The organism is Cryobacterium cryoconiti (genome assembly GCF_004403065.1).
Taxonomy (GTDB): Bacteria; Actinomycetota; Actinomycetes; order Actinomycetales; family Microbacteriaceae; genus Cryobacterium; species Cryobacterium cryoconiti.
In genome coordinates, this window is record NZ_SOHA01000005.1 from 306,305 (window position 1) to 329,271 (window position 22,967).

23 protein-coding genes and 1 tRNA gene are annotated in these 22,967 nt (G+C 67.9%); 15 read left to right on the plus strand and 9 right to left on the minus strand.

The features are described from left to right. Window positions 1-79: 79 nt before the first annotated feature. Complete coding sequence (locus E3T49_RS02845) at window positions 80-1,000, plus strand: aggregation-promoting factor C-terminal-like domain-containing protein (RefSeq protein ID WP_134423291.1); 921 nt, start codon at window positions 80-82, stop codon at window positions 998-1,000. A 136-nt stretch (window positions 1,001-1,136) separates the two neighbouring features. On the opposite strand, the gene E3T49_RS02850 is transcribed toward E3T49_RS02845, so the two are convergent. Continuing rightward, entirely contained in the window at window positions 1,137-1,775 is a 639-nt protein-coding gene (locus tag E3T49_RS02850; RefSeq protein ID WP_134423293.1) for a hypothetical protein, read from the minus strand. 283 nt (window positions 1,776-2,058) lie between these two features. On the opposite strand from E3T49_RS02850, the gene E3T49_RS02855 reads away from it, so the two are divergent. Further along, on the plus strand, window positions 2,059-2,748 hold the full coding sequence (locus E3T49_RS02855) for a phosphoribosyltransferase (RefSeq protein WP_134423295.1): 690 nt from the start codon (window positions 2,059-2,061) through the stop codon (window positions 2,746-2,748). A gap of 15 nt (window positions 2,749-2,763) precedes the next feature. Then, the gene (locus E3T49_RS02860; RefSeq protein ID WP_134423296.1) at window positions 2,764-4,458 is read left to right on the plus strand and encodes a bifunctional 3'-5' exonuclease/DNA polymerase; all 1,695 of its coding nucleotides are present in this window, start codon (window positions 2,764-2,766) and stop codon (window positions 4,456-4,458) included. 28 nt (window positions 4,459-4,486) lie between these two features. On the opposite strand, the gene E3T49_RS02865 is transcribed toward E3T49_RS02860, so the two are convergent. Next, entirely contained in the window at window positions 4,487-5,074 is a 588-nt protein-coding gene (locus E3T49_RS02865) for a PadR family transcriptional regulator (protein ID WP_241972601.1), read from the minus strand. A 228-nt stretch (window positions 5,075-5,302) separates the two neighbouring features. Here E3T49_RS02865 and E3T49_RS02870 point away from each other — a divergent pair, with 228 nt between their 5' ends. Further along, window positions 5,303-5,824, plus strand: coding sequence for a DUF3145 domain-containing protein (locus tag E3T49_RS02870; RefSeq protein ID WP_134423298.1), 522 nt, complete (start codon window positions 5,303-5,305; stop codon window positions 5,822-5,824). 112 nt (window positions 5,825-5,936) lie between these two features. Here the strand turns inward: E3T49_RS02870 and E3T49_RS02875 are convergent, their stop codons facing one another. The 6 genes from E3T49_RS02875 to aceE form a co-directional block, all read right to left on the minus strand. Then, entirely contained in the window at window positions 5,937-7,172 is a 1,236-nt protein-coding gene (locus E3T49_RS02875) for a beta-ketoacyl-[acyl-carrier-protein] synthase family protein (protein WP_134423300.1), read from the minus strand. An 89-nt stretch (window positions 7,173-7,261) separates the two neighbouring features. Continuing rightward, window positions 7,262-7,510 carry an acyl carrier protein gene (locus tag E3T49_RS02880; RefSeq protein WP_134363808.1) on the minus strand — a complete coding sequence of 83 codons (249 nt, stop codon included), beginning with the start codon at window positions 7,508-7,510 and terminating at the stop codon, window positions 7,262-7,264. 64 nt (window positions 7,511-7,574) lie between these two features. Next, window positions 7,575-8,579: a beta-ketoacyl-ACP synthase III gene (locus E3T49_RS02885; RefSeq protein WP_134423302.1), complete on the minus strand. Its 1,005-nt coding sequence runs from the start codon at window positions 8,577-8,579 to the stop codon at window positions 7,575-7,577. 12 nt (window positions 8,580-8,591) lie between these two features. Continuing rightward, a complete protein-coding gene (locus tag E3T49_RS02890; RefSeq protein WP_134423304.1) occupies window positions 8,592-9,518 on the minus strand; it encodes an ACP S-malonyltransferase in 927 nt (308 codons plus the stop codon). Window positions 9,519-9,639: 121 nt separating this feature from the next. After that, window positions 9,640-10,845, minus strand: a complete 1,206-nt coding sequence (locus tag E3T49_RS02895; RefSeq protein WP_134423306.1) for a PucR family transcriptional regulator — start codon at window positions 10,843-10,845, stop codon at window positions 9,640-9,642. 8 nt (window positions 10,846-10,853) lie between these two features. Beyond that, a complete protein-coding gene (gene aceE / locus E3T49_RS02900) occupies window positions 10,854-13,580 on the minus strand; it encodes a pyruvate dehydrogenase (acetyl-transferring), homodimeric type (RefSeq protein ID WP_134423308.1) in 2,727 nt (908 codons plus the stop codon). Between the two features lie 260 nt (window positions 13,581-13,840). Between aceE and E3T49_RS02905 the strand changes: the two genes are divergently transcribed. The 6 genes from E3T49_RS02905 (at window position 13,841) to E3T49_RS02930 (ending at window position 17,464) form a co-directional block, all read left to right on the plus strand. Next, on the plus strand, window positions 13,841-14,308 hold the full coding sequence (locus E3T49_RS02905) for a peroxiredoxin (protein ID WP_134423310.1): 468 nt from the start codon (window positions 13,841-13,843) through the stop codon (window positions 14,306-14,308). Window positions 14,309-14,391: 83 nt separating this feature from the next. Beyond that, window positions 14,392-14,464, plus strand: a tRNA-Val gene (locus E3T49_RS02910). 166 nt (window positions 14,465-14,630) lie between these two features. Next, on the plus strand, window positions 14,631-15,227 hold the full coding sequence (locus E3T49_RS02915) for a GAF and ANTAR domain-containing protein (RefSeq protein WP_241972602.1): 597 nt from the start codon (window positions 14,631-14,633) through the stop codon (window positions 15,225-15,227). 9 nt (window positions 15,228-15,236) lie between these two features. Continuing rightward, on the plus strand, window positions 15,237-15,953 hold the full coding sequence (locus E3T49_RS02920; protein WP_134423312.1) for a GAF and ANTAR domain-containing protein: 717 nt from the start codon (window positions 15,237-15,239) through the stop codon (window positions 15,951-15,953). 155 nt (window positions 15,954-16,108) lie between these two features. Then, entirely contained in the window at window positions 16,109-16,447 is a 339-nt protein-coding gene (locus E3T49_RS02925; RefSeq protein ID WP_134423314.1) for a hypothetical protein, read from the plus strand. A 147-nt stretch (window positions 16,448-16,594) separates the two neighbouring features. Next, window positions 16,595-17,464 (plus strand): universal stress protein, encoded by an 870-nt coding sequence (locus tag E3T49_RS02930; RefSeq protein ID WP_134423316.1) that lies wholly within the window; start codon window positions 16,595-16,597, stop codon window positions 17,462-17,464. Window positions 17,465-17,606: 142 nt separating this feature from the next. Here E3T49_RS02930 and E3T49_RS02935 read toward each other — a convergent pair whose 3' ends face one another. After that, a complete protein-coding gene (locus tag E3T49_RS02935) occupies window positions 17,607-18,515 on the minus strand; it encodes a universal stress protein (protein WP_134423318.1) in 909 nt (302 codons plus the stop codon). Window positions 18,516-18,740: 225 nt separating this feature from the next. On the opposite strand from E3T49_RS02935, the gene E3T49_RS02940 reads away from it, so the two are divergent. The 5 genes from E3T49_RS02940 (at window position 18,741) to E3T49_RS02960 (ending at window position 22,901) form a co-directional block, all read left to right on the plus strand. Beyond that, window positions 18,741-19,922, plus strand: a complete 1,182-nt coding sequence (locus E3T49_RS02940) for a sensor histidine kinase (RefSeq protein WP_166785452.1) — start codon at window positions 18,741-18,743, stop codon at window positions 19,920-19,922. Then, the gene (locus E3T49_RS02945) at window positions 19,919-20,602 is read left to right on the plus strand and encodes a response regulator (protein ID WP_134423322.1); all 684 of its coding nucleotides are present in this window, start codon (window positions 19,919-19,921) and stop codon (window positions 20,600-20,602) included. The genes E3T49_RS02940 and E3T49_RS02945 overlap by 4 nt, the downstream gene beginning before the upstream one ends. Next, window positions 20,599-21,102, plus strand: a complete 504-nt coding sequence (locus tag E3T49_RS02950; protein WP_134423324.1) for a DUF427 domain-containing protein — start codon at window positions 20,599-20,601, stop codon at window positions 21,100-21,102. Before E3T49_RS02945 ends, E3T49_RS02950 begins: the two co-directional genes overlap by 4 nt. After that, window positions 21,096-21,998 (plus strand): DMT family transporter, encoded by a 903-nt coding sequence (locus E3T49_RS02955; RefSeq protein ID WP_134423326.1) that lies wholly within the window; start codon window positions 21,096-21,098, stop codon window positions 21,996-21,998. The genes E3T49_RS02950 and E3T49_RS02955 overlap by 7 nt, the downstream gene beginning before the upstream one ends. Before the next feature lie 81 nt (window positions 21,999-22,079). Further along, on the plus strand, window positions 22,080-22,901 hold the full coding sequence (locus E3T49_RS02960; RefSeq protein WP_134423328.1) for a Nif3-like dinuclear metal center hexameric protein: 822 nt from the start codon (window positions 22,080-22,082) through the stop codon (window positions 22,899-22,901). Window positions 22,902-22,967 lie beyond the last annotated feature (66 nt).

A 22,967-nucleotide genomic window follows, 5' to 3' on the forward strand; every position in this document is an offset into this window, starting at 1 on the left:
CGGCTGTTCTGTGCCGCGAGTCCGCCGATCAAGATGCGCCGTGGATAGCGATTGTCCGGCCGCATCGCTTTTGGAAGTCATGCGCTTTGCTCTACCCCGTTCCCCCCTGTCCCCGCGCCGTGAAAGCGGCGCCCACCGAAAAAGCACCCGCTCCCGGAAACTCCTTCTCGGCACCGGATCGGCCCTCGCCCTCGCCGGCCTGATCGTCGGCGTCGGCGCCGTGGCGCAAGCATCCGTGGACAGCAGCGCCAGTATCGCCGCCACCGCGCAGCTCTCCGAGAGCACCGGTCTCCAGCACGAGCAGTTGAGCGTCTATGCCACCATCGCCACCAAGACGGCCCATCAGCACGCGGAGAGCACCCTCAGCGAAGCCGGAGAGGTGATCGGAAGCATGGCGGACAAGGTGGATTCGACCCCGCTGGCAACATCCGTTGCCGCATTGTCTGACTACAAGGCTCTGGAGACGGATGCCGTCATCGAGTTGACCGACCAGACGCAGAAGGCGACGGACGCGGCACGCACTGCCGTGGCCGAGGTCGACCGGGTTTCCGCCGAGACGGCCGCCGCGGCGGCCGCGGAATCCGCCCGCGTGGCGGCTGAGGCTGCGGCTCAGGAAGCGGCCCAGGCGGCAGCGGCCGAGTCTGCTCGCGCCGCGGACGCGGCTGTGTCCGCGCCGGCGGTCGCCGGCGGCAACTCGCCCGCCGAAGCCCAGGCGACGGCGCGGGCCATGGCCTCCTCGCAGTACGGCTGGGGTGAGTCGGAGTTCTCCTGCCTCGTGCAGCTGTGGGACAAGGAGTCCGGTTGGTCGTACACGGCGTACAACCCCAGCGGCGCCACCGGCATCCCGCAGGCCCTGCCCGGGAGCAAGATGGCGACCGCCGGGTCCGACTGGGCCACGAACGCAACCACCCAGATCGCCTGGGGTCTCGGCTACATCAAGGCCGGGTACGGCAGCCCGTGCGGTGCCTGGGCTCACTCCGTGGCCAACAACTGGTACTGACCAGATCCCTGACCGGCATCGGGCCCGGGCCGGGGACGGAACCCTCCCTCAATCGGAGTGCGCCGTCCGCGGTCCCGGGATCCGGCGCGCCACCTCGAGCGCGAGCTGGTTGTCATCAATGGCACTGCCCGACTGGTCAGCCGAGAACGCCCGGCCGCTTTCGGGCGAGGAGATACGGCCGGATCGACACCAGGTAGAAGGCGACGATGGCGGCGAGAAGTCCCGAGGCGGAGGCCCCGGCGGCGACCGCCCAGAGCAAACGTGGGCCGTCGCCGGGATCCATCACACCGGTCAGATCCGCGGTTGCGGGCGGCTCCGGGGTCAGAACCGCCGGGGTCGGTGTGGGACTCGCCATCGGTTTCGGCGGGGTCACCGTTTGCTGAGCCGGGACCGGTGCCGGGGCGGGCGTGACAACCTCGTCGGGCGGCTCGCTCGGTGCCGGAACGGCCGGAGGCGGGAGGACCACCGCCGGTGCGGGCTCCGGATCGGCCGTCGGGGTCGGTACCGGTGAAGGGTCGGTACCGGGCTCATCGGTCGGCGGGGGTGGCAGGTCGGTCGGGCTCGGTGTCGGCGTCGGCTGCGGGGTGGCTGCACTGTCGGGGACGGGGGCGCACTGCTGATTCCCGTCGACGGCGCCGGTCGGTACTGTCCCCTCCGGGCAGCCGGCCGCGAAGGCTGGGGGAGCGCTCATCGTCCATGTGCCGAGGGTGAGCAGAAGGGCGGTCCCGGCCGCGATGCAGGTCTGGGCGATGAGGGTGGAGAGTGGTCGATACACAGCAGGTCCAGGTCCCGTTCGGTGATGCCGTCAGTGTTCTGGTGCAATCGAGTGTGCCATCGCCGCGTTGACGCGTCCAGTGGGTTCGCACTCGTGGCGTCAGGTTCTCCGATCCTGATTGGAACGTCATTCCATAAATTGGAATGGCGCTCCAATCACCCTGTTTCAGCGGGTTACGCCGACGGCGGCTCACGATCGCGGAACCCCACTCGACAAAGGCAGAGCCCGGCGGCAGAATCGGGCGCAGGCGGAGCCCGGACGAGGCCCGCGGGGCGGGAGTGGCATGTTCACGAATCGCAGTGAGGCCGGCCGGCTGCTGGCGGATCGACTGGCGGACCGCCTGGCCGAAGTCCATGTGCTGGATCCGGTGGTGTACGCGCTGCCTCGGGGAGGTGTGCCGGTGGCGATCGAGGTCGCCCGTCGCCTGCGGGCGCCACTGGACCTGATCCTGGTGCGGAAGATCGGTGCGCCGGGCTATCCGGAGGTGGCGATGGGGGCGGTCGTCGACGGGGCCAGCCCCCAGCTCATCGTCAACGAGGATGTGTTCACCGCCACCGGCGGCGACGCCGTTGGGCTGGCCCGGGCCCGCCATCGGGAGCTGGCCGAGATCGAGCGCCGTCGCATCCGTTATCTCGGGGACCGGCCGCAGATCAGCCCGCGCGGACGTGTCGCCGTGATCGTGGACGACGGGCTGGCCACCGGCGCCACGGCCCGGGCGGCTCTGGCCGCGGTGAAGCGGCAGGGTGCCGCCATGACGGTTCTTGCGATACCCGTCGCGCCGGCGGATCTGGTGGAGGAGATGCGGCAGTACGCGGATGTCGTCGTGGTGCTGGAGGCCCCGCGGGAGTTCTGGGCGATCGGCCCGTTCTACACCGACTTCCACCAGCTGTCCGACGACGAGACGGTCGCCCTGTTGCAGGAGACCTGGGCCGCGGCCGATGCGAGTCCGCCGTCCGGCGGCGTCACCGAGTGACGGCAGAATGGTCAGGTGTACCTTCTGGTGAACCGAACGGGAAACGGGGACATCCTCGTGCTGCCGCTCGACCCGGACGGCCGTGCAGCCGGGACCGGGCGCCGCCTGACGAAGCAGGAATTTCCCGCCTACGCCCTCGCCCGGGAACCGGGGCTGCCCCGCTGGGTGTGGGAGGACACCTCTCGTATCTACCCCCTGTTGCTGACTGCCGGGGTGCGGGTGCACCGGGCCCACGACCTGCGCCTGTGTCACGCCATCCTGCGCCAGTCATCACTGACCCGGTCGAGCACCCTGGGTCGTGCCGAGGACAGCCGGTGGGACCGGGCGCCGGCCTCGGAACCCGACCCTGGCGCATCCGGTTCGACCCTCTTCGACCTGTTCGACGACGCCGACGACGAATCCGGAGTCATCGACGAATTCGAGCGCCAGCTTGCCGCCGTCCGCAACAGTGCGGAGCCCGGCCGCCTCCGGCTACTGCTGGCCGCGGAATCCGCCGGGGCGCTCATCGCCGCCGAAATGCAGTTCACGGGACTGCCGTGGCGAACCGACGTCCACGACGCCCTGCTGACCCGCGAGCTCGGTCCCCGGGTGGGGCCGGGCCTCCGCCCCGAACGCCTGGAACGCCTCGCCGACAGCATTCGGGCCGCCGTCGGGGAACCCCGGTTGAACCCAGACTCGCACCCGGATCTTCTGCGGGCACTGAACCAGGTCGGCCTGCGGGTGACCTCCACGCGCGCCTGGGAGCTCCAGGAGCTCGCCCATCCCGTGATCGAGCCACTGCTCGAGTACAAGAAGCTGGCCCGGCTGCTCAGCGCCAACGGGTGGTACTGGATGGACACCTGGATCGTCGACGGACGGTTCCACCCCGAATACATTCCCGGCGGCGTGGTCACCGGGCGGTGGGCCACCCGGGGCGGAGGGGCACTGCAGCTGCCGAAACAGGTGCGGGGAGCCGTTGTCGCGGATGCAGGTTGGAAGCTGGTTGTGGCGGATGCCGCACAGCTCGAACCGCGCATCCTCGCTGCACTCTCGGCGGACACGGCCATGGCCGCGGCAGGCCGTGGCACCGACCTCTACGCGGGCATCGTGGCCGGCGGCGTCGTGGAGTCCCGCGACCATGCCAAAGTCGCCATGCTGGGGGCCATGTACGGCGCGACCAGCGGCGAGAGCGGCCGGCTGTTGCCGCGCCTGGCGAAGGCATTCCCGCGCGCGATCGCACTCACCGAGACGGCCGCGCGAGCAGGGGAGCGCGGCGAGAGCGTGACCACCCGGCTCGGACGGTCCTCCCCGCACCCCGATGAGCGCTGGCAGGCTACCCAGGCGCAGGCGTACGACCCCGGCGCGACGGAGGCCGACGAGCGGCGGGCCCGCAGCCAGGCGCGCGAGTGGGGCCGCTTCACCCGCAATTTCATCGTGCAGGGCAGTGCCGCAGAGTGGGCACTGTGCTGGATGGCGGAGATCCGCCGGGAGCTACGGATGCTGCCTCTCGCCGGCACTGGGGACTCCGGCTCCGAATTCGACCACGCCCCGCACCTCGTCTTCTTCCTGCACGACGAGGTGATGGTGCACACTCCAGCCGTGCTGGCCGGTGCGGTCGAGGAGATCGTGCGATCCGCTGCGGATACGGCAGGCCGGCACCTCTTCGGGGATTTCCCGGTGGACTTCCTGCTCACTGTCGCAACGGTCGACAGTTACGCGGAGGCGAAGTAGCACAGGCACCGACCGTCGACGACAGTCCTCAGGCCGCGCTGGCCGGTCGCCGACCGCGTTTCGGGCGCACGTCGCTCAACCCGTGCTGGAATGAGTCCTCCGGGCTGTCAGCGAGCTTCCTGGCGGCCTCGCCGAGCCAGGCCAGCGCCGCCCCGGCCAAGGCCGCACGGGCAGCAGTCGCCAGAGCGTCCTGGCCGCGGATTCCGCCCGCGGTCACGCCGGCGGCATCCGCCTGGCCCTGCCACCATTCCCGGTACCGGACGATGACGCGCGAAACGTCGACTCCCGGCGGGAGCGGGAGGGGAAGCGAGGAGACGATGAGCACCCGGTCGACCAGGTCGTTCCACTCGTCACCGGGTGTGCTCTCGGTGTCGCACAGCCAGGCGATCGCCTCGGCCTCGCCGCGGGCCGTGACCCGGTACAGCGGCAGACCGTCCGCGGTGGTGCCGGCCGACTCAACGGCGTCCTGTTTCACCAGTCGTTCAAGAGTCCCGTAGATCTGGCCGACGTTGACGGCTCTCCGCCCGGCCGTGCGGGAGTGCAGCTCGCCGTGCAGCTGAAAGCCGTAGGCAGGGCCGATCGTGAGGATGGCCAACAGGCAGCAGCGCACAGACATGGAGCCTCCGAGAGGAACGTAAAAACCATACTCAGTATAGCGAGCGTGCCGCCCGGAGCGCCGCAGTCAGCCTTGTGAAGGCACGTCGTGCTGAGGCATAATTCAGTGGTGCAACGCCTGGCGCTGCGGCTCCATCCGGTTCGTCTCGTTTCGACAAGTTCACAGTTCACCGCATTGTTTCGTTCAGAGGTCGTTGGGGAAGACGCATCTCAGAGAACGGGAGAAACAATGGTGGCTTCACACGCTCGGCAGGCAGCGACTGCGCAGGGCTTCATTTACGTGCACTCTTCACACCGCGCGTTGAGCCCCCATGTGGAGTGGGCGGTGGGGCACGCCCTCGGCGAACCAGTCAGCTTCGACTGGACCGAGCAGCCGGTCCTCCGCGGCTCACAGCGCACCGAGTACTACTGGGAGGGCGACCGCGGCACGGGAGCGGTGATCGCCTCCGCACTGCGAGGCTGGGACCATCTCCGGTTCGAAGTCACCGAAGACGCGGGCTTGGGTACCGACGGCGGGCGCTGGCTGCACACGCCGGGCCTGGGCATCTTCTTCGCCCAGACGGATACCGCCGGTAACGTCGTGGTTCCGGAAGACCGGCTGCGGCACGCCATGGAACTCGCCGGGTCGAATGCTCTCGAATTGCACCGGCAGTTGCGGGTCGCGCTCGGGCAGGCCTGGGACGACGAGCTCGAACCGTTCCGTCAGGCCAGTGATTTCAACTCCGTGGTCTGGCTGCATCAGGTGGGCTAGAGCGGTCTCGCCGGCCTGGGCCGGCGACCCGGGCCCCGAGCCTCTCGACAGAAAGGACCCCGACCGATACCGGTCGGGGTCCTTTCTGGTTCCGGGCGGGTACCCGACGAGGTTAGATCGACCGGAAGGCGACGACGGCGTTGTGGCCGCCGAAACCGAACGAGTTGCTGAGTGCCAGCAGGTCGCCGGACGGCAGCGTGCGCGGCATGGTCACGACGTCGAGCGGGATGCTCGGGTCCTGGTTCGCAAGGTTGATCGTCGGCGGGGCCATGCGCTCCGCCAGGGCGAGTACCGTGAACAGCGCCTCGATCGCGCCCGCACCACCGAGGAGGTGGCCGGTGGACGCCTTGGTCGCCGACACGGGGATGCCGTCGAGCAGATCGCCGAAGACGCGCCGTAGAGCGTTGTACTCGGCAATGTCACCCACGGGCGTGCTGGTTGCGTGCGCGTTGATGTGGGAGACATCCGCGAGGCTCGCGCCGGCATTGTTGATGGCGGTGAGCATGGCGCGTGCCGCCGCCGAACCCTCGGGGTCCGGAGCCGTGATGTGGTACGCGTCGCTGGTCACGGCGCCGCCGAGGAGTTCGGCGTAGATGCGCGCGCCGCGGGCCTTGGCATGCTCTTCCGTTTCGACGACGAGCGCCGCAGCGCCCTCGCCCAGGACGAAACCGTCCCGGGTGATGTCATAGGGGCGTGAGGCGGTGGCCGGGTCGTCGTTGCGCTTGGACAGGGCCTGCATGGCTGCGAAGGATGCGATCGGCAGCGGATGGATCGCTGCCTCGGATCCGCCAGCGATGACGACGTCGGCGAGTCCCGCCTGCAGACGGTTGTAGGCATTCACCAACGACTCGGTGCTCGATGCGCAGGCCGAGACGACGGTGGTGATGCCGGCACGGGCATGCAGGTCCATTCCGATGGCCGCGCCCGGGCCGTTCGGCATCAGCATGGGAACAGTCATCGGCAGGACGCGGCGCGGACCGCGCTCGCGCAGGGTGTCCCAGGCGTCGAGGAGGGTCCAGACACCGCCGATGCCCGTGGCCCAGTCGACGGCGAGACGTTCGGGGTCCGCCTCGGGCGAGCCGGCGTCAGCCCAAGCTTCCCGCCCGGCGATGAGCGCGAACTGGCTGGAGGGGTCGAGACGCTTGGTCTCGTGACGGGCCAGGACGTCGATGGACGGCACTCTGGCCTGAGCGGCGAAGGTCACCGGGAGCTGAGTCCGTGCCACCCATTCGTGGTCGAGGGTGCTCGCGCCCGATTCACCGGCGAGCAGGGCGGACCAGCTGTCGGCGGCCGTGCCGCCGAGAGGGGAGGTCGCACCGATGCCGGTGATAACGATTTTTTTGGTCATGACGTTAACTCTCCGTAAGGCATGCAAACGTGGGCATCACCCACAGATCAGGCCGGCCGGGGCTGCCGGCCGGCCTGTTCATTTGTGGATTAGACCTGAGCCTTGACGATGAAGTCGACGGCGTCGCCGACGGACTTGAGGTTCTTGACCTCTTCGTCGGGGATCTTGACGTCGAACTTCTCTTCAGCGTTGACGACGATGGTCATCATCGAGATGGAATCGATGTCCAGGTCATCGGTGAATGACTTCCCCATCTCAACCGTGTCGGTTGCGATGCCAGTCTCGTCGTTAATGAGTTCGGCCAGGCCGGCAAGAACTTCTTCGGTGGACAATGCCATTTTTTTCTCCTTGGGGGTGTCTCTCGTATGACCGAGATTCAGTTTAGAGGGGGTTGGGTGAAATCTAGGGAAGTACGACGACCTGCGCGCCGAACACCAGCCCGGCACCGAAGCCGATCTGGAGCGCGAGGCCGCCACTGAGCTCCGGGTGCTCCTCGAGCAGGCGGTGGGTGGCCAGCGGGATTGACGCCGAGGACGTGTTGCCGGTCGTGGCGACATCCCGGGCGATCACAACGGACTCCGGCAGCTTGAGCTGCTTGGCGAATTCGTCGATGATGCGCATATTGGCCTGGTGCGGGATGAAAGCGGCAAGCTGATCGCTCTCGACACCCGCCACCTGCAGAGCTTCCTTGGCTACTTTCGCCATATTCCACACGGCCCAGCGGAAGACCGTTTGGCCTTCCTGGCGCAGGGTGGGCCACTCGGATTCACCGCGTCGGTATTCCTGCAGGGTGTGATTCATGGTGATGGCATCGGCCTTGGAGCCGTCGGATCCCCAGACGGTGGGGGAGATGCCGGGATAGTCGCTCGGGCCGATGACCACGGCGCCGGCGCCGTCACCGAGGAGGAACGAGATGCTGCGGTCCGTGGGGTCGACGAGGTCGGACAGTTTCTCCGCACCGATGACGAGGGCGTAGTGGGCCGTGCCCGTGCGGATCAGGGAGTCGGCCTGCGCGACGGCGTAGGTGTACCCCGCGCAGGCCGCGTTGACGTCGTAGGCGGCAGCGGGGTTGGCCCCGACCCGATCGGCAACCACGGCGGCGATGGAGGGCGTCTGGCGGCCGTTGCTGATGGTGGCCACGATGACGGCGTCGATCAGGTGCGGCTCGATGCCGGAGCGTTCGATGGCTTCGCGGGCGGCGTCCGTCGCGAGGTCGACGGCCTGGACGTCCTGGCTCGCCCGGGTCCGGGTGATGATGCCGGTACGCTGCTGAATCCATTCGTCAGACGAATCGATCGGCCCGACCAGGTCGTCGTTGGGAACGACGAGGTCACCACGGGCGGCGCCGATGGAGAGAATCCGGGTGTACTGCGGGCCGTGCGACTGCTGGAGTGTTGGCTTGGACATATTCTCTTTCGGTCAGACTAGGTTCTGCTGGTCGATCAGGTCGAACGCAGCGGGCAGGTCGTCCGGCGTCTTGATCGCGACACTGGGCACACCTTTGAGTGCACGTTTGGCAAGGCCGACAAGGGCCCCGGCCGGTGCGACTTCGATAATTCCAGTCACATCGGCATCGGCGAATGAACGCATGCACATATCCCACCGTACCGGCGAGGACACCTGATCAACCAGCAACTCCACGAACCGGGCACCGCTGGAGACCACGCTGCCGTCCCGGTTCGTCCAGATCGGAAGGGAAGGATCCCTTGGTGTGAGCTGCGCGGCGACCTGCGTGAGGTGCTCCACGGCCGGCTGCATATACCGCGTGTGGAATGCTCCGGCGACCTGAAGCGGGATCACACGGGTTCGCGCCGGCGGCTTGTCGGCGAGAGCGGCGAGGGCCTCGAGGGAGCCTGCAACGACGATCTGTCCTCCGCCGTTGAAGTTCGCCGGTGCGAGGTCGAGTTCGTCCAGGCGGGCCAGCAGTTCGGCCTCGTCGCCGCCGAGAACGGCACTCATTCCGGAGGGCTCCAGCGCCGCGGCCTCCGCCATTGCGTTGCCGCGCTCACTCACGAAACGGACGGCGTCGGTCACACTGAGAATTCCGGCGCCGGCGGCGGCCGTGATTTCGCCCACGGAGTGCCCGGCGATGCCGGCGATCCGGTCCCGCCGACCATCCGCCAGGAGCGCGTTCAGGGTGAGGAGTCCGGCTGCCACGATCAGTGGTTGGGCGATGCGGGTGTCGCGGATGGTGTCGGCGTCACTCACGGTCCCGTGCCGCACGAGATCGAGTCCGCATGCGGCGGAGATCTCGTCCAGACCGGCGGCGAAGGTAGGGTTCGTGAGCCACGGCACGAGAAAGCCGGGGGTTTGTGAGCCCTGACCGGGGCAGACGACAATAATCATTGAACCAGTCTCCCAAGCTCGTCTGCCCCCGCCGTGTCGGACTTCCACTAACTATCCGACGGGTGTTTGTCGGATACCGCCAGTTCTGCCGGTTGAGGCAGCCCCGGTGACGGTGGAACATTCAGCGGCGGCGGGTGGACCCGTCGTGGTCGCTGATCGATCCGATGATGAGGGCTGCCTGCAGGATGAGCGCCTCTCGGGCCCCGGTCGCGTCGTAACCGATGACCTCGGACACCCGCTTGAGGCGGTAGCGCACGGTGTTCGGGTGCACGAACAGCTCGCGCGCGGTGGCCTCCAGCGATCGCCCGTTGTCCAGGTAGCACCAGAGCGTCGTGAGGAGCTCCGTCGAGTGCGCCTGCAACGGCCGGTAGATGCGGTGGATCAGGGTCGCCCGGGCAAGGGGGTCGCCGGCCAGTGCGCGTTCGGGAAGCAGATCGTCGGCCTGCACCGGGCGCGGGGCGTTGCGCCAGGACCGGGCGACGGCGAAGCCGGCCAGGGCTGCCTTGGCACTCTTGGAGGCGTCGACGAGGTTGGGCACTTCGTGACCGAGCACCAGGTGCCCCGCACCGAAGCTGGGTTCGAGTTGCACGGCGATCTCCATGAAACTGAGAGCGGATGCCGTGCCGATCGCCTCGTCGGGATCAGTCGGCGTCGGGTGGGCGCGCCCGATCACCAGCACGAGGCGGTTGCCCTGCACGCCGATCAGAACATCAGCGGCCATGTGGCGAGCCGAGCGGCGCAGCTGGTCGACATCGAGCATCTTGGGGGTCGTGCCCACCAGAACGCAGACCTCGCCGTGGCCGTGCCAGCCGAGGGCCGCGATCCGGCTGGGCAGTTCGTCGTCGTACTCGCCGCTCAGGATCGAGTCGACGACGAGGGCCTCGAGGCGCACATCCCAGAGACCGCGAGCCTCGGCCGCCCGGGCGTAGACATCCGCCGCCCCGAAGGCGATTTCGCGAGAGTAGAGCAGGATGGCCTCGCGCAGGATCTCGCCGCCGTCCTTGACTCGCTCCTCCACCACCTCGACGGTGACGCGGATCAGCTGCAGCGTCTGCTGCAGGCTGATCGAGCGCAGAAGCTCACGCGGGGCGGCACCGAAGACGTCGGCAGCGATCCACGGGGTGGACCGAGGGTCGTCGAACCAGGAGATGAACGAGGTGATCCCCGCCTGCGCGACCAGACCCACGGCGGACCGCCGCCCAGGCGGCATATCGCCGTACCAGGGCAGCGTGTCCTCGAGACGTTTCAGCGTCGCCGTGGAGAGCTCGCCGGAAATCGTGCGCAACCAGCTGAGCGTCTGTTCCTTCGTCTTCGGTGTCGGTGCCACGGGGGCGGTTAGCTCTCGCCCCCGGCGGAACCGGTGGTTCCCGCCGTCACATCGTGCAACCGGTACTTCGCGATGGCCTGACCCACGACACTGCGGTCGACCTCGCCGCGGCGGGCGAGGAGTTCCAGCGCACGCACGACCATCGACGGGCCGTCGATCTTGAAGAAGCGACGAGCTGCCGGGCGGGTGTCGGAGAATCCGAACCCGTCGGCGCCCAGGGTCGCGAAGTCGCCGGGCACGAACTGTCGGATCTGGTCCGGCACCGCGTGCATGAAGTCGGTGACGGCGATGAACGGCCCGGCGGTTCCGGCCAGTTTCTCTGTCACGTAGGGGATCTTGGGTGCATCGTCGGGGTAGAGGAAGTTGTGCTCCTCCGCGGCGATACCGTCGCGACGCAGCTCGGCCCACGAGGTGACCGACCACACGTCGGCGGACACCCCCCAGTCCTCGGCCAGCAGGGCCTGCGCCTCGAGCGCCCAGGGCACGGATACGCCGGAGGCCAGCAGTTGCGCCTTCGGACCGGCCACGTCGGACACGCTGACGCGGTGGATGCCGCGCACGATGCCGTCCACGTCAACGTCCTCGGGTTCGCGAGGTTGCACCTGCGGCTCGTTGTAGACGGTGATGTAGTACATGACGTTGGGGTCGGTGTGGGTTCCGCCGTACATCCGCTCGAGGCCCGAGCGTACGATGTGGCCGATCTCGTAGCCGTAGGCCGGGTCGTACGACACCACAGCGGGGTTCGTCGAGGCCAGCAACGGCGAGTGGCCGTCGGCATGCTGCAGTCCTTCACCGGTGAGGGTGGTGCGGCCGGCAGTGGCGCCGATCATGAACCCGCGGGCCATCTGGTCGCCCGCCGCCCACATGGCATCCCCCGTGCGCTGGAAGCCGAACATCGAGTAGAACACGTAGACCGGGATGAGTGGCTCACCCTGCGTGGCGTAGGAGGTGCCCACGTTGGTGAAAGCGGCCATCGCGCCGGCCTCGTTGATCCCCACATGCAGGATCTGGCCTTGCGGGCTCTCCTTGTAGGCCAGGAGCTGTGCATGGTCGACCGAGGTGTACTGCTGACCGTTGGGGTTGTAGATCTTGGCATTCGGGAAGAAGGCATCGATGCCGAAGGTGCGGGCCTCGTCCGGAATGATCGGCACGATGCGGTGGCCGAAGTCCTTGGCGCGCAGCAGCTCCTTGAGCAGGCGCACAAAGGCCATCGTGGTTGCGATCTCCTGTGTGCCGGAGCCCTTCTTGGTGGGGGCGTACGTCGCGTCGTCGGGCAGGTTGACCTGGGTGTACTTGCTGCGCCGTTCGGGGACGTACCCGCCGAGCGCACGGCGACGCTCGTGCAGGTACTGGACGGCCTCGTCGTTCTCATCCGGCTTGAAGTACGGCGGGAGGTAGGGGTTCTCCTCGAGCTGGGCATCCGTGATCGGCATATGGGTGCTGTCGCGGAAGGTCTTCAGGTTGTCCAGGGTGAACTTCTTCATCTGGTGGGTCGCGTTACGGCCTTCGAAACTCGGGCCGAGGGCGTAGCCCTTGACCGTCTTGGCCAGAATGACGGTGGGCTGACCCTTGTGCTCGGACGCCGCCTTGAACGCCGCGTATACCTTGCGGTAGTCGTGGCCGCCGCGCTTGAGGTTCCAGAGGTCGTCGTCGGTATAGCCCTCGACGAGCTTGAGCGCGCGCGGATCCCGGCCGAAGAAGTGCTCACGCACGTAGGCGCCGCTCTCAGCCTTGTAGGTCTGGTAGTCGCCGTCCGGCGTGGCGTTCATCAGGTCGCGCAGCGCGCCGTCGGTGTCGCGGGAGAGCAGTTCATCCCATTCGCGGCCCCAGACGACCTTGATGACGTTCCATCCGGCGCCGCGGAAGAAGCTCTCCAGCTCCTGAATGATCTTGCCGTTACCGCGCACCGGGCCGTCGAGGCGCTGGAGGTTGCAGTTGACGATGAAGTTGAGGTTGTCGAGACCCTCGTTGGCGGCAACCTGCAGCTGCCCGCGGCTCTCGACCTCGTCCATTTCGCCGTCGCCGAGGAACGCCCAGACCTGCTGGTCGCTGGCGTCCTTGATTCCACGGTTGGTGAGGTAACGGTTCGTCTGCGCCTGGTAGATCGCGTTGATCGGGCCGAGGCCCATCGAGACGGTCGGGAACTGCCAGAACTCGGGCATCAGGCGGGGGTGCGGGTAGGACGACAGACCGTTGGCGGCGTGCGACTTCTCCTGGCGGAAGCCGTCCAACTGGTCCTCGGTCAGACGGCCCTCGAGGAAGGCCCGAGCGTAGGTGCCGGGGGAGGCGTGGCCCTGGATGAAGATCTGGTCTCCGCCGCCCGGGTGGTCCTGTCCGCGGAAGAAGTGGTTGAAGCCGACCTCGTAGAGGGCTGCGGACGACGCATACGTCGAGATGTGGCCGCCGACGGAGATCCCGGGGCGCTGTGCGCGATGCACGAGGACCGCGGCGTTCCAGCGGATCCAGGCACGGTAGCGCCGTTCGATGTCTTCATCACCGGGGAAGTCAGGCTCATTGCCCGCGGCGATGGTGTTGATGTAGTCCGTGGTCGGCACCATGGGCACGCCCAGGTGCAATTCCTTGGAGCGTTTCAGGAGCGACAGCATGATCTCCCGACCGCGCTGGTGGCCGTGGGCCGCTACGAGCGAGTCCAGCGAGTCCGACCATTCGGCCGTCTCCTCCGGGTCCGCATCCGTGCTGTTAACCGAATACGGGTCCTGGTCGTTGACAGTCACACTCGACCTCTCTCTGTTGGGCAGACCAGTGAAACGAATCTGCCGGGTTAGCGGTGCCGGTTCTCTCGCGGTCGGGTGACGACGGCTGGCACCACGCAAGCCTACAGATTATGCCTCCGGTCTGTGCGCGAACGGTGAGCGCGGGTCGCGGGGGTATTCGGTTTTGCGCCGGCAGGCCATCTTGGTTCCGCGCCGTCGGCGGGGCTAGGCTGTGGCGTCGCCTTGCACTGCTCCAGTGGGCGCACGAAAGGAAGCGCTTCATGGCTTTGGAAAATGACACGCAGGCTCCGGATTTCGAGCTCGTCAACCAGTTCGGCGAGCGGGTCCAACTCAGCGAGTTCCGCGGAAAGAAGTCGGTCGCCCTGGTCTTCTTCCCTCTCGCCTTCTCAGGGATCTGCAGCGGCGAATTCTGCGAACTGCGCGACAACCTGTCACTGTTCGCCGCCAGCGGAGTGGAACTTGTCGGTATCTCCGTCGACTCGCGGCACACGCTGCGCGCCTGGGGTGAGCAGGAGGGCTATACCTTCGACCTTCTGGCCGACTTCTGGCCGCACGGGGCGGTCGCCAAGGAATACGGGGTCTTCCTGGAAGGGAAGGGCTTCGCGAACCGGGCCACGTTCCTGATCGACCCCGAGGGCATCATCCGGGCCAGTTTCATCACGGCCCCGGGTGAGGCACGGTCGATGGACGCCTATCGCGCCGCGATCGGCGACCTCCAGCCGGCCTGAGCAGTGTCGCGGGACGGCTTTGCCCTCGATCGGCCCGCAGAATCGGTATAGTGGTGCACGGCCTTCACCGGCCGTTGTGTCAGGGGCCTTTAGCTCAGTTGGTAGAGCGCCACGTTTACACCGTGGATGTCATCGGTTCGAGCCCGGTAGGGCCCACAAATCACACCCCCCTGACCCGCTCCATGAATCCACGGGGGTGATCTGAGTCTTGTCCCGGTCTGACCGGTCGCCTTTTGGCGCCGCCGCCCTGGAGCTGTCCAATGCGCACCTGACCCGGGCCGATCTGTGCGCGCCCTTCCTGCGCGTGCTGCCGGTCACGGGTGTGGCGATCTCCACCCTCGGCGCTCCCTTCGGAACCGAAACCGTCTGCGCGAGCGACGCCTCTGCGGCCCGCCTCGACGAGCTGCAATTCGATCTGGGCGAAGGACCTTGCTGGGATGCCGTGGCGGCCCGTCGCCCGATCCTGACCTCCAATATCCGCCAGCATGGCAACCCGACCTGGCCTGTTTTCCTGCAGACACTCGACGAGACGGACATCGGCGGCCTGTTCGCTTTCCCGATGCGCGTCGGGTCCCTCGACATCGGAGCCGTCGACCTCTACTCCCACCGACCGCGCAGTCTGACCGGGGCACAGGTGGCCGATGCCACGGCACTGGTCGGCATCGCCGCGCGGCAGGTGCTCCGACGAGTTCTGCTGTCGCATACGATAAAGCCGGACCTTGGCGCCGACGAAGGATATTCCCGTCGCGTCGTGCACCAGGCGACCGGAATGGTGCTTGCCCAGCTCGACCTGTCGGCTTCGGATGCCCTGCTCATCCTCCAGGGATATGCCTTCTCACATGGGCGCACAGTCCGGGAGGTCGCGGACGACGTGGTGTCGCGAAAAATTGATTTTACTTCAGAATTAGACGGGTCTTAGGATGGAAATATGGTGACCAGGACACGTGAAGGTCAGCTGGTAGAGACCTTCGTCACGCTGGCTGACACGCTTGTCGTCGGGTACGACGTCGTCGACCTGCTGCACACCCTCGTGGAGACGTGTGCCACCCTCTTCGAAGCCTCCGCGGTCGGGATCATCCTGTCCGCGGGAGGTGACAACGACCTCGAAGTCGTTGCGTCGACCAATGAGCGCAGCCGCCTGATCGAGATCCTCCAGTTGCGGGCCGGAAATGGGCCGTGCGTGGAGTGCTACACGAGCGGTAAGCCGGTGGCCATCCCCAACCTCGACGTCGTCGCCCCGGCCTGGCCCCGCTTCCGGGCGGGCGCCCTCGAGCTGGGCTTCAAGTCGATGCACTCCGTTCCTCTGCGGTTGCGGGCCACGACCATCGGATCGCTCAATCTCTTCTGGGACCATCTCGGCGGTCTCGGGATCGAGGACCTGCGCACCGTGCAGGCATTGGCCGACACGGCGACGATCGGCATCCTTCAGGAACGCGCCATCCGTGAGAGCGACCTTGCCCGCGTCCAACTGCAGCACGCGCTCAGCAGTCGTGTGCTGATCGAGCAGGCCAAGGGCGTCGTCGCCTTCACCCACACCGTGAACATGGAGGAAGCCTTCACCCTCCTGCGTCACTATGCCCGCAACAACGGTATGCCTCTGGTCGAGGTCGCGGAACAGGTTGTGAACCGCACGCTCGCCCTCTGAACCCGGTCCTCTGCGCCCGATTTCCTGACCCCGGTCTTCCCGAGACCTGGCCGCCTGAATATTCTGGCCCGTTCAGGCACCAGGCGGTCTAGAATTGGGGTGCGCCCCGGACCCTGGCAGCACGTGTTTCTTTCGTGACGAGGCAAGGGTTCCCCATGAAGCGTATTTCCCATCCTGGCGGGTCGGTCGTGACGGGCGATGAACTCGCAGACGCTGTGATGCATTATGCCGAAGCTCTCGCCCGCCGCAGCCAGGTTGATGTCGTCGACCTCCCGATCATCGGCGAATCCGGAACACTCACGCGGACCCAGATCCTGATCGGTGCACCGGGCGGGATGACCTGCGTAGGCGCCGAATCCGTCCACCCGGACCTCGTCGAAGCGGACACCGTGCACACCTTTCGCCTCAAGGCTCTCGCCGGTACCGCCTCGGGGCGCGCGTCGTGGACGGGCGACGGTCTGGACTCTCCTCAGTTCGACGAGTTCGACTACTGAACCTGCCACAGCGCCGTGGCGGCAGCGGTGACATCGGTACCGGAGAACGGTGTGTCAACCGGGACTTTCGGCCCTACCTGGACGGGCGGTCGCGCGTCACGCTGAACCTCGATCTGCCCGCTGTGCCGGGGAGCGGAGGAGGCCGTCGTGGACAATCGTGTTGTGGTCGGGATGAGCGGCCGCCCGGCCGGCCGGGCGGCCCTGCGCTGGGCCATCGACTATGCGCGTCCCCGGCGCCTCGAGGTCGAACTGGTTCACGTCGTGGACGCGACGTTCGGCACTTCCCCGGCCGGTTTCCTGCGCACGGCGCGCGAGCAGGCCGAACTCCTCCTGGCCCGGGAGATTGAGGAGGCTGCCGGCATCGCCCCTGAGTTGACGCTTCACGCCACGGTGCTCGAGGGCTCACCCACCGGGGCTCTCACTGACTGGGCCGTCGGCGCCGAGCTTCTGATCGTGGGCTCGCATGCCCTGGGCCGATTTCGGGAGTATGTCTTCAGCACCCAGTCGGCCCAAATCGCCGCCCACGCCGCTGGGTCCGTCGTCGTCGTGCCCGAGCGCGACGACCCGCCCGGCACGGGCGTCGTCGTCGGGGTGGACGGGTCGGAGGCTTCCCTGGCCGCCGTGCAGTTCGCTGCCGAGCAGGCGGACCGGTTGGGGCAACGCCTGACCGCGCTGTACTGCTGGAGCGCGCCGGCCCCCTGGACCGAGGACAGTGCCATGATCGACTGGCCGATGGAGCCCGACGAGGCTGACCGCCTCGTTCTGGCCGAAGCGGTTGCCGGTCTGGCGGAACGCTACCCCGACCTGGATCTGAACCTTCGGCTCGACCTCGGGCTGCCAGTGGATGCCCTGGTCACCGCCGCAGCCGGCGCGCGACTCCTGGTGGTGGGCAGCCACGGACGACACGGATTCTCCCGCTTCTGGCTGGGCTCGGTCAGTCACGTGATCGTTCTGACCATGCCGTGCCCGGTCGCCGTCATCCGGGTGAGGCCCCAGCCTGGTTCTGAGCCTTCGTAGACCGGTGCCTTCGTAGACCGGCGCCTTCGTAGACCGGTGCCTTCGTAGACCGGTGCCTTCGTAGCACCGGCTGAGTCAGGGGTCGCGGATGCGAGACACCGAGCACGGGGAGCGATCCGTCCGCTCCGACTTAGATGGGTGCTCACTGCTGCGCACCGGCGGCGGCCGATTCCGGCGCGGGGATCTCGCCGGCAGGCCGGGGGATCACCGCGACCGGGCAGGGCAGGTTCATGAGCACGTCGTGGCTGACCGAACCGAGGAAGAGGCTGCCCAGGGTGCCCCGGCCGTGGGTGCCCACGACGAGGAGGGTGGCCGTTCGAGAAGCGTCGACGAGTACGGATGCGGATGACCCCTCGTGAAGGATTTCACTGATGTGCAGCCGGGGGTGGGCGTCTCGGACTCGCCGGGTCGACCCGGAGAGGATTCGTCCGTGGGCGTCTCGCATTTCGTCGTAGGGCAGAACCGCGCCGTACTCGACCGCGACAGTGGCGGGGATGGACCAGGCGTGCACGATGTCCAGCGGCAGGTCGAATCTTTCGGCCTCACGCGCCGCGAAGTCCACGGCAACCAGGGCTGTGACGTCATCTTCCATCCCCACCACGATGTGGCCGCTGCGCGCCTGCCAGTTCGTGGGGACGACGACGACAGGACAGGCGGCGTGCGCGGCGAGGCGAAGGGGCAGGGTTCCGAAGACACTCCCCGTGAGGACGCCGGTCTTCCGGGTTCCGATGACCAGTAGGTCGGCGGTCGCGGACGCGCGCACCAGCTCGTCGATCGGCACCCCATGGCGGATGTAGCTGGTCTTCCGGCACGTGGGGGCCACCTGCTCGACCCGGCGGACGGCGTCGGCCAGTGCACGCTCATAGGCAGGCTGGATGTCGTAGCTCGGCCCACCCGCGGGAGACCAGCCCAGTTCCACCACGGCGGTCAGCTCCAGGCTGACGGGAGTGCCCTGAGTCCGTTCGATCGTCTGGACCCGATCGAGAGCCCATTCCAGGGCGGCCTTGCTGGCCGCGCCTCCGTCAATGGCGACGATCACTTTTTCGACCATGACAAGGAACTCCTGCTCTCTGGGACATTGCACCGCACCGCTCGACGTCCGTCAGGTTGCCAGTGTCGGCGGCGTCTGGACAGGGCCGAAGGTCCTATCCGGGTACACTCCCCGCTATCAGACGAGAGGCGGACACCGGCCATGCCCCACAACCCTATTCTCACCGTGCAGGACCACGGGCACGACGGCAGGGAAAGCGCCCTCCATGCAGTCCCGAGTCGTGAAATGCGGGTGCGGTGGGCCGCTGCGGCGGCGCATCTGGTCGACGCGCTGTTGGCCGAGCCGGGTGCTGACCGGCTGGGGGTGCTGACAGATTGCATCTCAGGGGCATCCAATGCCGCATTGACCTGCGCGATCGTGCCCTTGTGCGGCGACTCGGAGAATGTGCCGGAGACCGGTGCCGACATCCGGGTTGGTGCCGCGCGAGGCCCCCGAGCCCGGAACATGACCGGTCTGGTTCTCTCGTCGACGCGCAGATTATCCGGGCGCGCGTTCGACGGCGGTCGACCGTTCCTGATTGACGGGCCCGACGGCGATGCGAATGACGGTGTCTGTCCCGGTGAACCGGTGATCAGGGATTCCGCCGTCGTGATCGGACCGACGATGGTCGTTCCTCTGGCCGGGCAGGAACGCCCGGTCGTGGCCGTCACCGCCTCCCGTGCCCGCGGGGCGACGCCGTTCACCGTCGCTGAACTCGCGGCAGCCTCGGAATTCGCCCGGCTGGCCGGCAGGGCGCTCCGCCTGGACTCCGGGTACGCCAACCGGGAGCGCCGGGCGATCCAACGGGATCGGGACCGGATCGGCCGAGACCTGCACGACCAGGTGATCCAGCGCATTTTCGCGGCCGGACTCGGCGTGCAGGCCGTCGGTCGGCTGACCGAGGATCAGGCCCTCCGTCAGCGCCTGATGAATGAAGCGCGGGCCCTGGATGTCGTCATGGCGGAGATTCGCACCGCCGTCTTCGGATTGACGGCACCGGAACGCACCGGGCGGGCGTCCGTCCGCCGCGGCATCCTGGACCTGCTCGAGGAACTCCGACCCTTGTTCCCCCGGCCGCCGATGCTGGCCTTCTCCGGTGCGATCGACCTGCTCGTTCCTGACGCGATGGCCGACGACGTCCACGCCGTCGTGCGGGAGGGACTCACCAATGTCCTCCGGCATGCCCGGGCCGGGGAGACGTGGGTGAGCGTGTCGGTGACCGCGCGAACGCTCAGGGTCGAGATCAGCGACGACGGGGTCGGCCTGACCGGTTCGACTCGGCGCAGCGGTGTCGCCGGCCTGTCGGTGCGAGCGGAGCGGTGGCAGGGGATGCTCTCGCTCACCGACCGCAGGCCGCGCGGCGCCCGCCTGATCTGGACGGCGAGCCTCGCCGACCTGTCCGACCTGTCCGACGGGTCCGTCCGATGATCCGCGTATTCCTGGTCGACGACCACGAAATCGTGCGCCGCGGTCTGGCTGACCTGATCGGGGCCGAGGGTGACCTGGAGGTCGTGGGGGAGGCGGCAACGAAGCGGCAGGCGGTGGCCAGGGTGGCCGCGACACGACCGGACGTGGCAGTTCTCGACCTGCGGCTGCCGGACGGCAGCGGCGTCGACGCCTGCCGGGACATCCGTTCCCGAAATGCCGGTGTCCGGTGCCTGATCCTGACGGCCTTCGACGACGATGAGGCTGCCCGTGCGGCGGTTCTGGCCGGTGCCTCCGGGTATGTGCTCAAGGACATCCGCGGTGATCGTCTCGTCGACGCCATCCGCCGAGCGGCCCGGGGGGAGTCGCTGTTGATCCCCCTGATGGCCGACCGCGTGGGTGCCTCGCCGGGGGTGCGAGAAGGGGACCCGGCCGCCCGGGACCTGACCATGCGGGAGCGTCAGGTCCTCGATCTGATCGCCCGCGGACTGACCAACCGGCAAATCGGCGAGCGCCTCGACCTGGCGGAGAAAACCGTGAAGAATTACGTCTCCGGCGTGCTCAGCACGCTCGGGATGAAGCGCCGAACCCAGGCCGCCGTTTTCGGTGCGGAGTTGCACCGCCGAGAGGTCGAGTCACCGGCCCCGATTCGTCCGGCTTCACCCGGTACGCTGGCCGGATGAAGCCGCGTCACATCGGCCGGGTCGTGCCCGGCCCCGGTCAGGAATCCGTGTGGGACTATCCGAGGCCGCCCCGGGTGGAGAAGAGCTCCGACCGGGTCGTCGTCTCGCTCGGCGGTCTGGTCATCGCCGACACCACTGACACGGTGCGGGTCCTGGAAACGAGCCACCCTCCCGTCTACTACCTGCCCCGAGCAGCGTTCCGGGCCGGCAGCCTGGAACCTGCCCCGGGCCGCTCCTATTGTGAATACAAGGGCGAAGCGTCTTACCTGAGCGTTGTCGTACCGGGACGTATCGAGGAATCCGCGGCCTGGTATTACCCGTCTCCGACGCGTGGCTTCGAGGAGCTCGTCGATCGCATCGCCCTGTACCCCGGCCGGATGGATCGGTGCACGGTCAATGGGGAACGGGTGGAGCCGCAGCGGGGAGACTTCTACGGCGGCTGGATCACGTCCCGGGTGGTCGGACCGTTCAAGGGGGCCCCGGGCAGCCTGGGATGGTGACGGTGACGCCGCGTGCGCCCGCCCGCCAGGCGGGCGTCATCCCGATCCTCCTGGCCGGACTGCTCTGGGGCACGACGGGTACGGCCGCGCACTTTCTGCCTGCCGACGTCAGCCCCCTCGCGACGGGGGCAGCGACCATGGCCGGCGGTGGAGCCCTGCTCTGGCTGTTGTCGGCCCGAAGCGCCCGGCAGGTCGTGCGGGACCGCTCCATCCGTTCCTGGCTGGTCGCCGGCATCGCCGGCATCGTCGTCTACCCGCTCGCGTTCTACAGCTCGATGCACCTGGCCGGGGTCGCGGTCGGAACCGTCGTCTCTCTCGGGTCGGCGCCCGTGTTCGCAGCCGGCATCGACTTCCTGGCGGAGCGACGGGGCGTCACGAGGCGCTGGGCCCTGTGCACTCTGGCGGCGCTGACCGGCACAGCCCTACTGGTCGGCGGGCACGCGACCGGCCCCGGGGCCTCCGATGCCCCGCTCGGAGTGCTGCTCGGGCTACTGGCCGGACTCAGCTACGCGCTGTACACCCATGCGTCGCACCGGGTGATCGGTGCCGGGCACAGTGCGCGGGCCACCGTCGGAGCCCTGTTCGGGGTAGGGGCGGTGTGCCTGGTGCCCGTCCTGGCGGTCACGGGTGCTCCGCTGCTCCAAAGCGCGGGCAGCCTGGGCGTGACCGCGTACCTCATCATCGGCCCCATGTTCGTGGCCTATCTGCTGTTCGGCCACGGTCTGCGTACGGTCCGCGGCAGCACGGCGACCAGCATCACCCTGATCGAACCGCTCGTGGCCACGGTACTGGCGATCCTGGTCGTGGGCGAGCGTCTGGCCCCGTCCGGCTGGGCGGGTCTCGTTCTGGTCCTGCTGGCCGTGACGGCGCTCTCGTTCGCACCGAGGCCGAAATGATGGTCTGGCAGCCAGGTATTGCGCCGGGTCCGGCCGGGGCCCCAGGAGGATGCAGAGCCCAGTCACCGGTAAGCTTGCGAGGTGCCCGTCTCGCTCGCCGATGTAACTCGGATCATCCATGAATTGTGGCCGCTGTCCGGTGCCGAAGACTGGGACGCCCCCGGACTGGTGACCGGCAACCCCGCCCAACCGGTCGAAACGATCCACCTGGCCGTTGATGCGGTCTCCGCGACCGTCGACGAAGCGGTTGAGCTCGGTGCCGACCTGCTTCTGGTCCATCATCCGCTGCTTCTTCGCGGAGTGACGTCGATCGCCGAGGACAGGTACAAGGGCGCCCTGCTCGCCCGGCTGATCCGAGCCGACTGCGCGCTCCTGGCCGCCCACACCAACGCGGACGTCGTGGTGGACGGCGTCTCAGACGTCTTGGCCACCCGCCTCGGCCTCGTCAACGCCCGCCCGATCACCGCCGGTGCCACGCCGGGAACCGGGATCGGCCGCGTCGGACGGCTGGCGCAGCCGATCACTCTGGGCCAGCTCGCCCACCGTGTCGCCGAGATCCTTCCGGCGACCGCATCGGGAGTGCGCGCCTCGGGGGAGTACGGCAGCCTGATCGAGACCGTGTCGCTCTGCGGCGGTGCCGGGGACTCCCTCCTCGCGCATCCATCGGTGCGGGCCTCGGATGTCTACATCACCGCCGACCTCCGACACCACCCGGCGTCGGAGGCACGCGAACAGGCCGGGCTGAACGGTGGCACGCCTGCTCTGATCGACGTGTCGCATTGGGCCAGCGAGTGGCTGTGGCTGGAACCGGCCGCGGACCAATTGCGGGCGCTCCTTCCCGGTGTGCGCGTGACCTGCAGCTCCCTGCGCACGGATCCCTGGGACTTCCTGATTGTGCAGTAGCCTGCCGATGGACTTCGGATCCACCCCCAACGCTCGTTCATTCTCACTAATCGAAAAAAAGGTCAG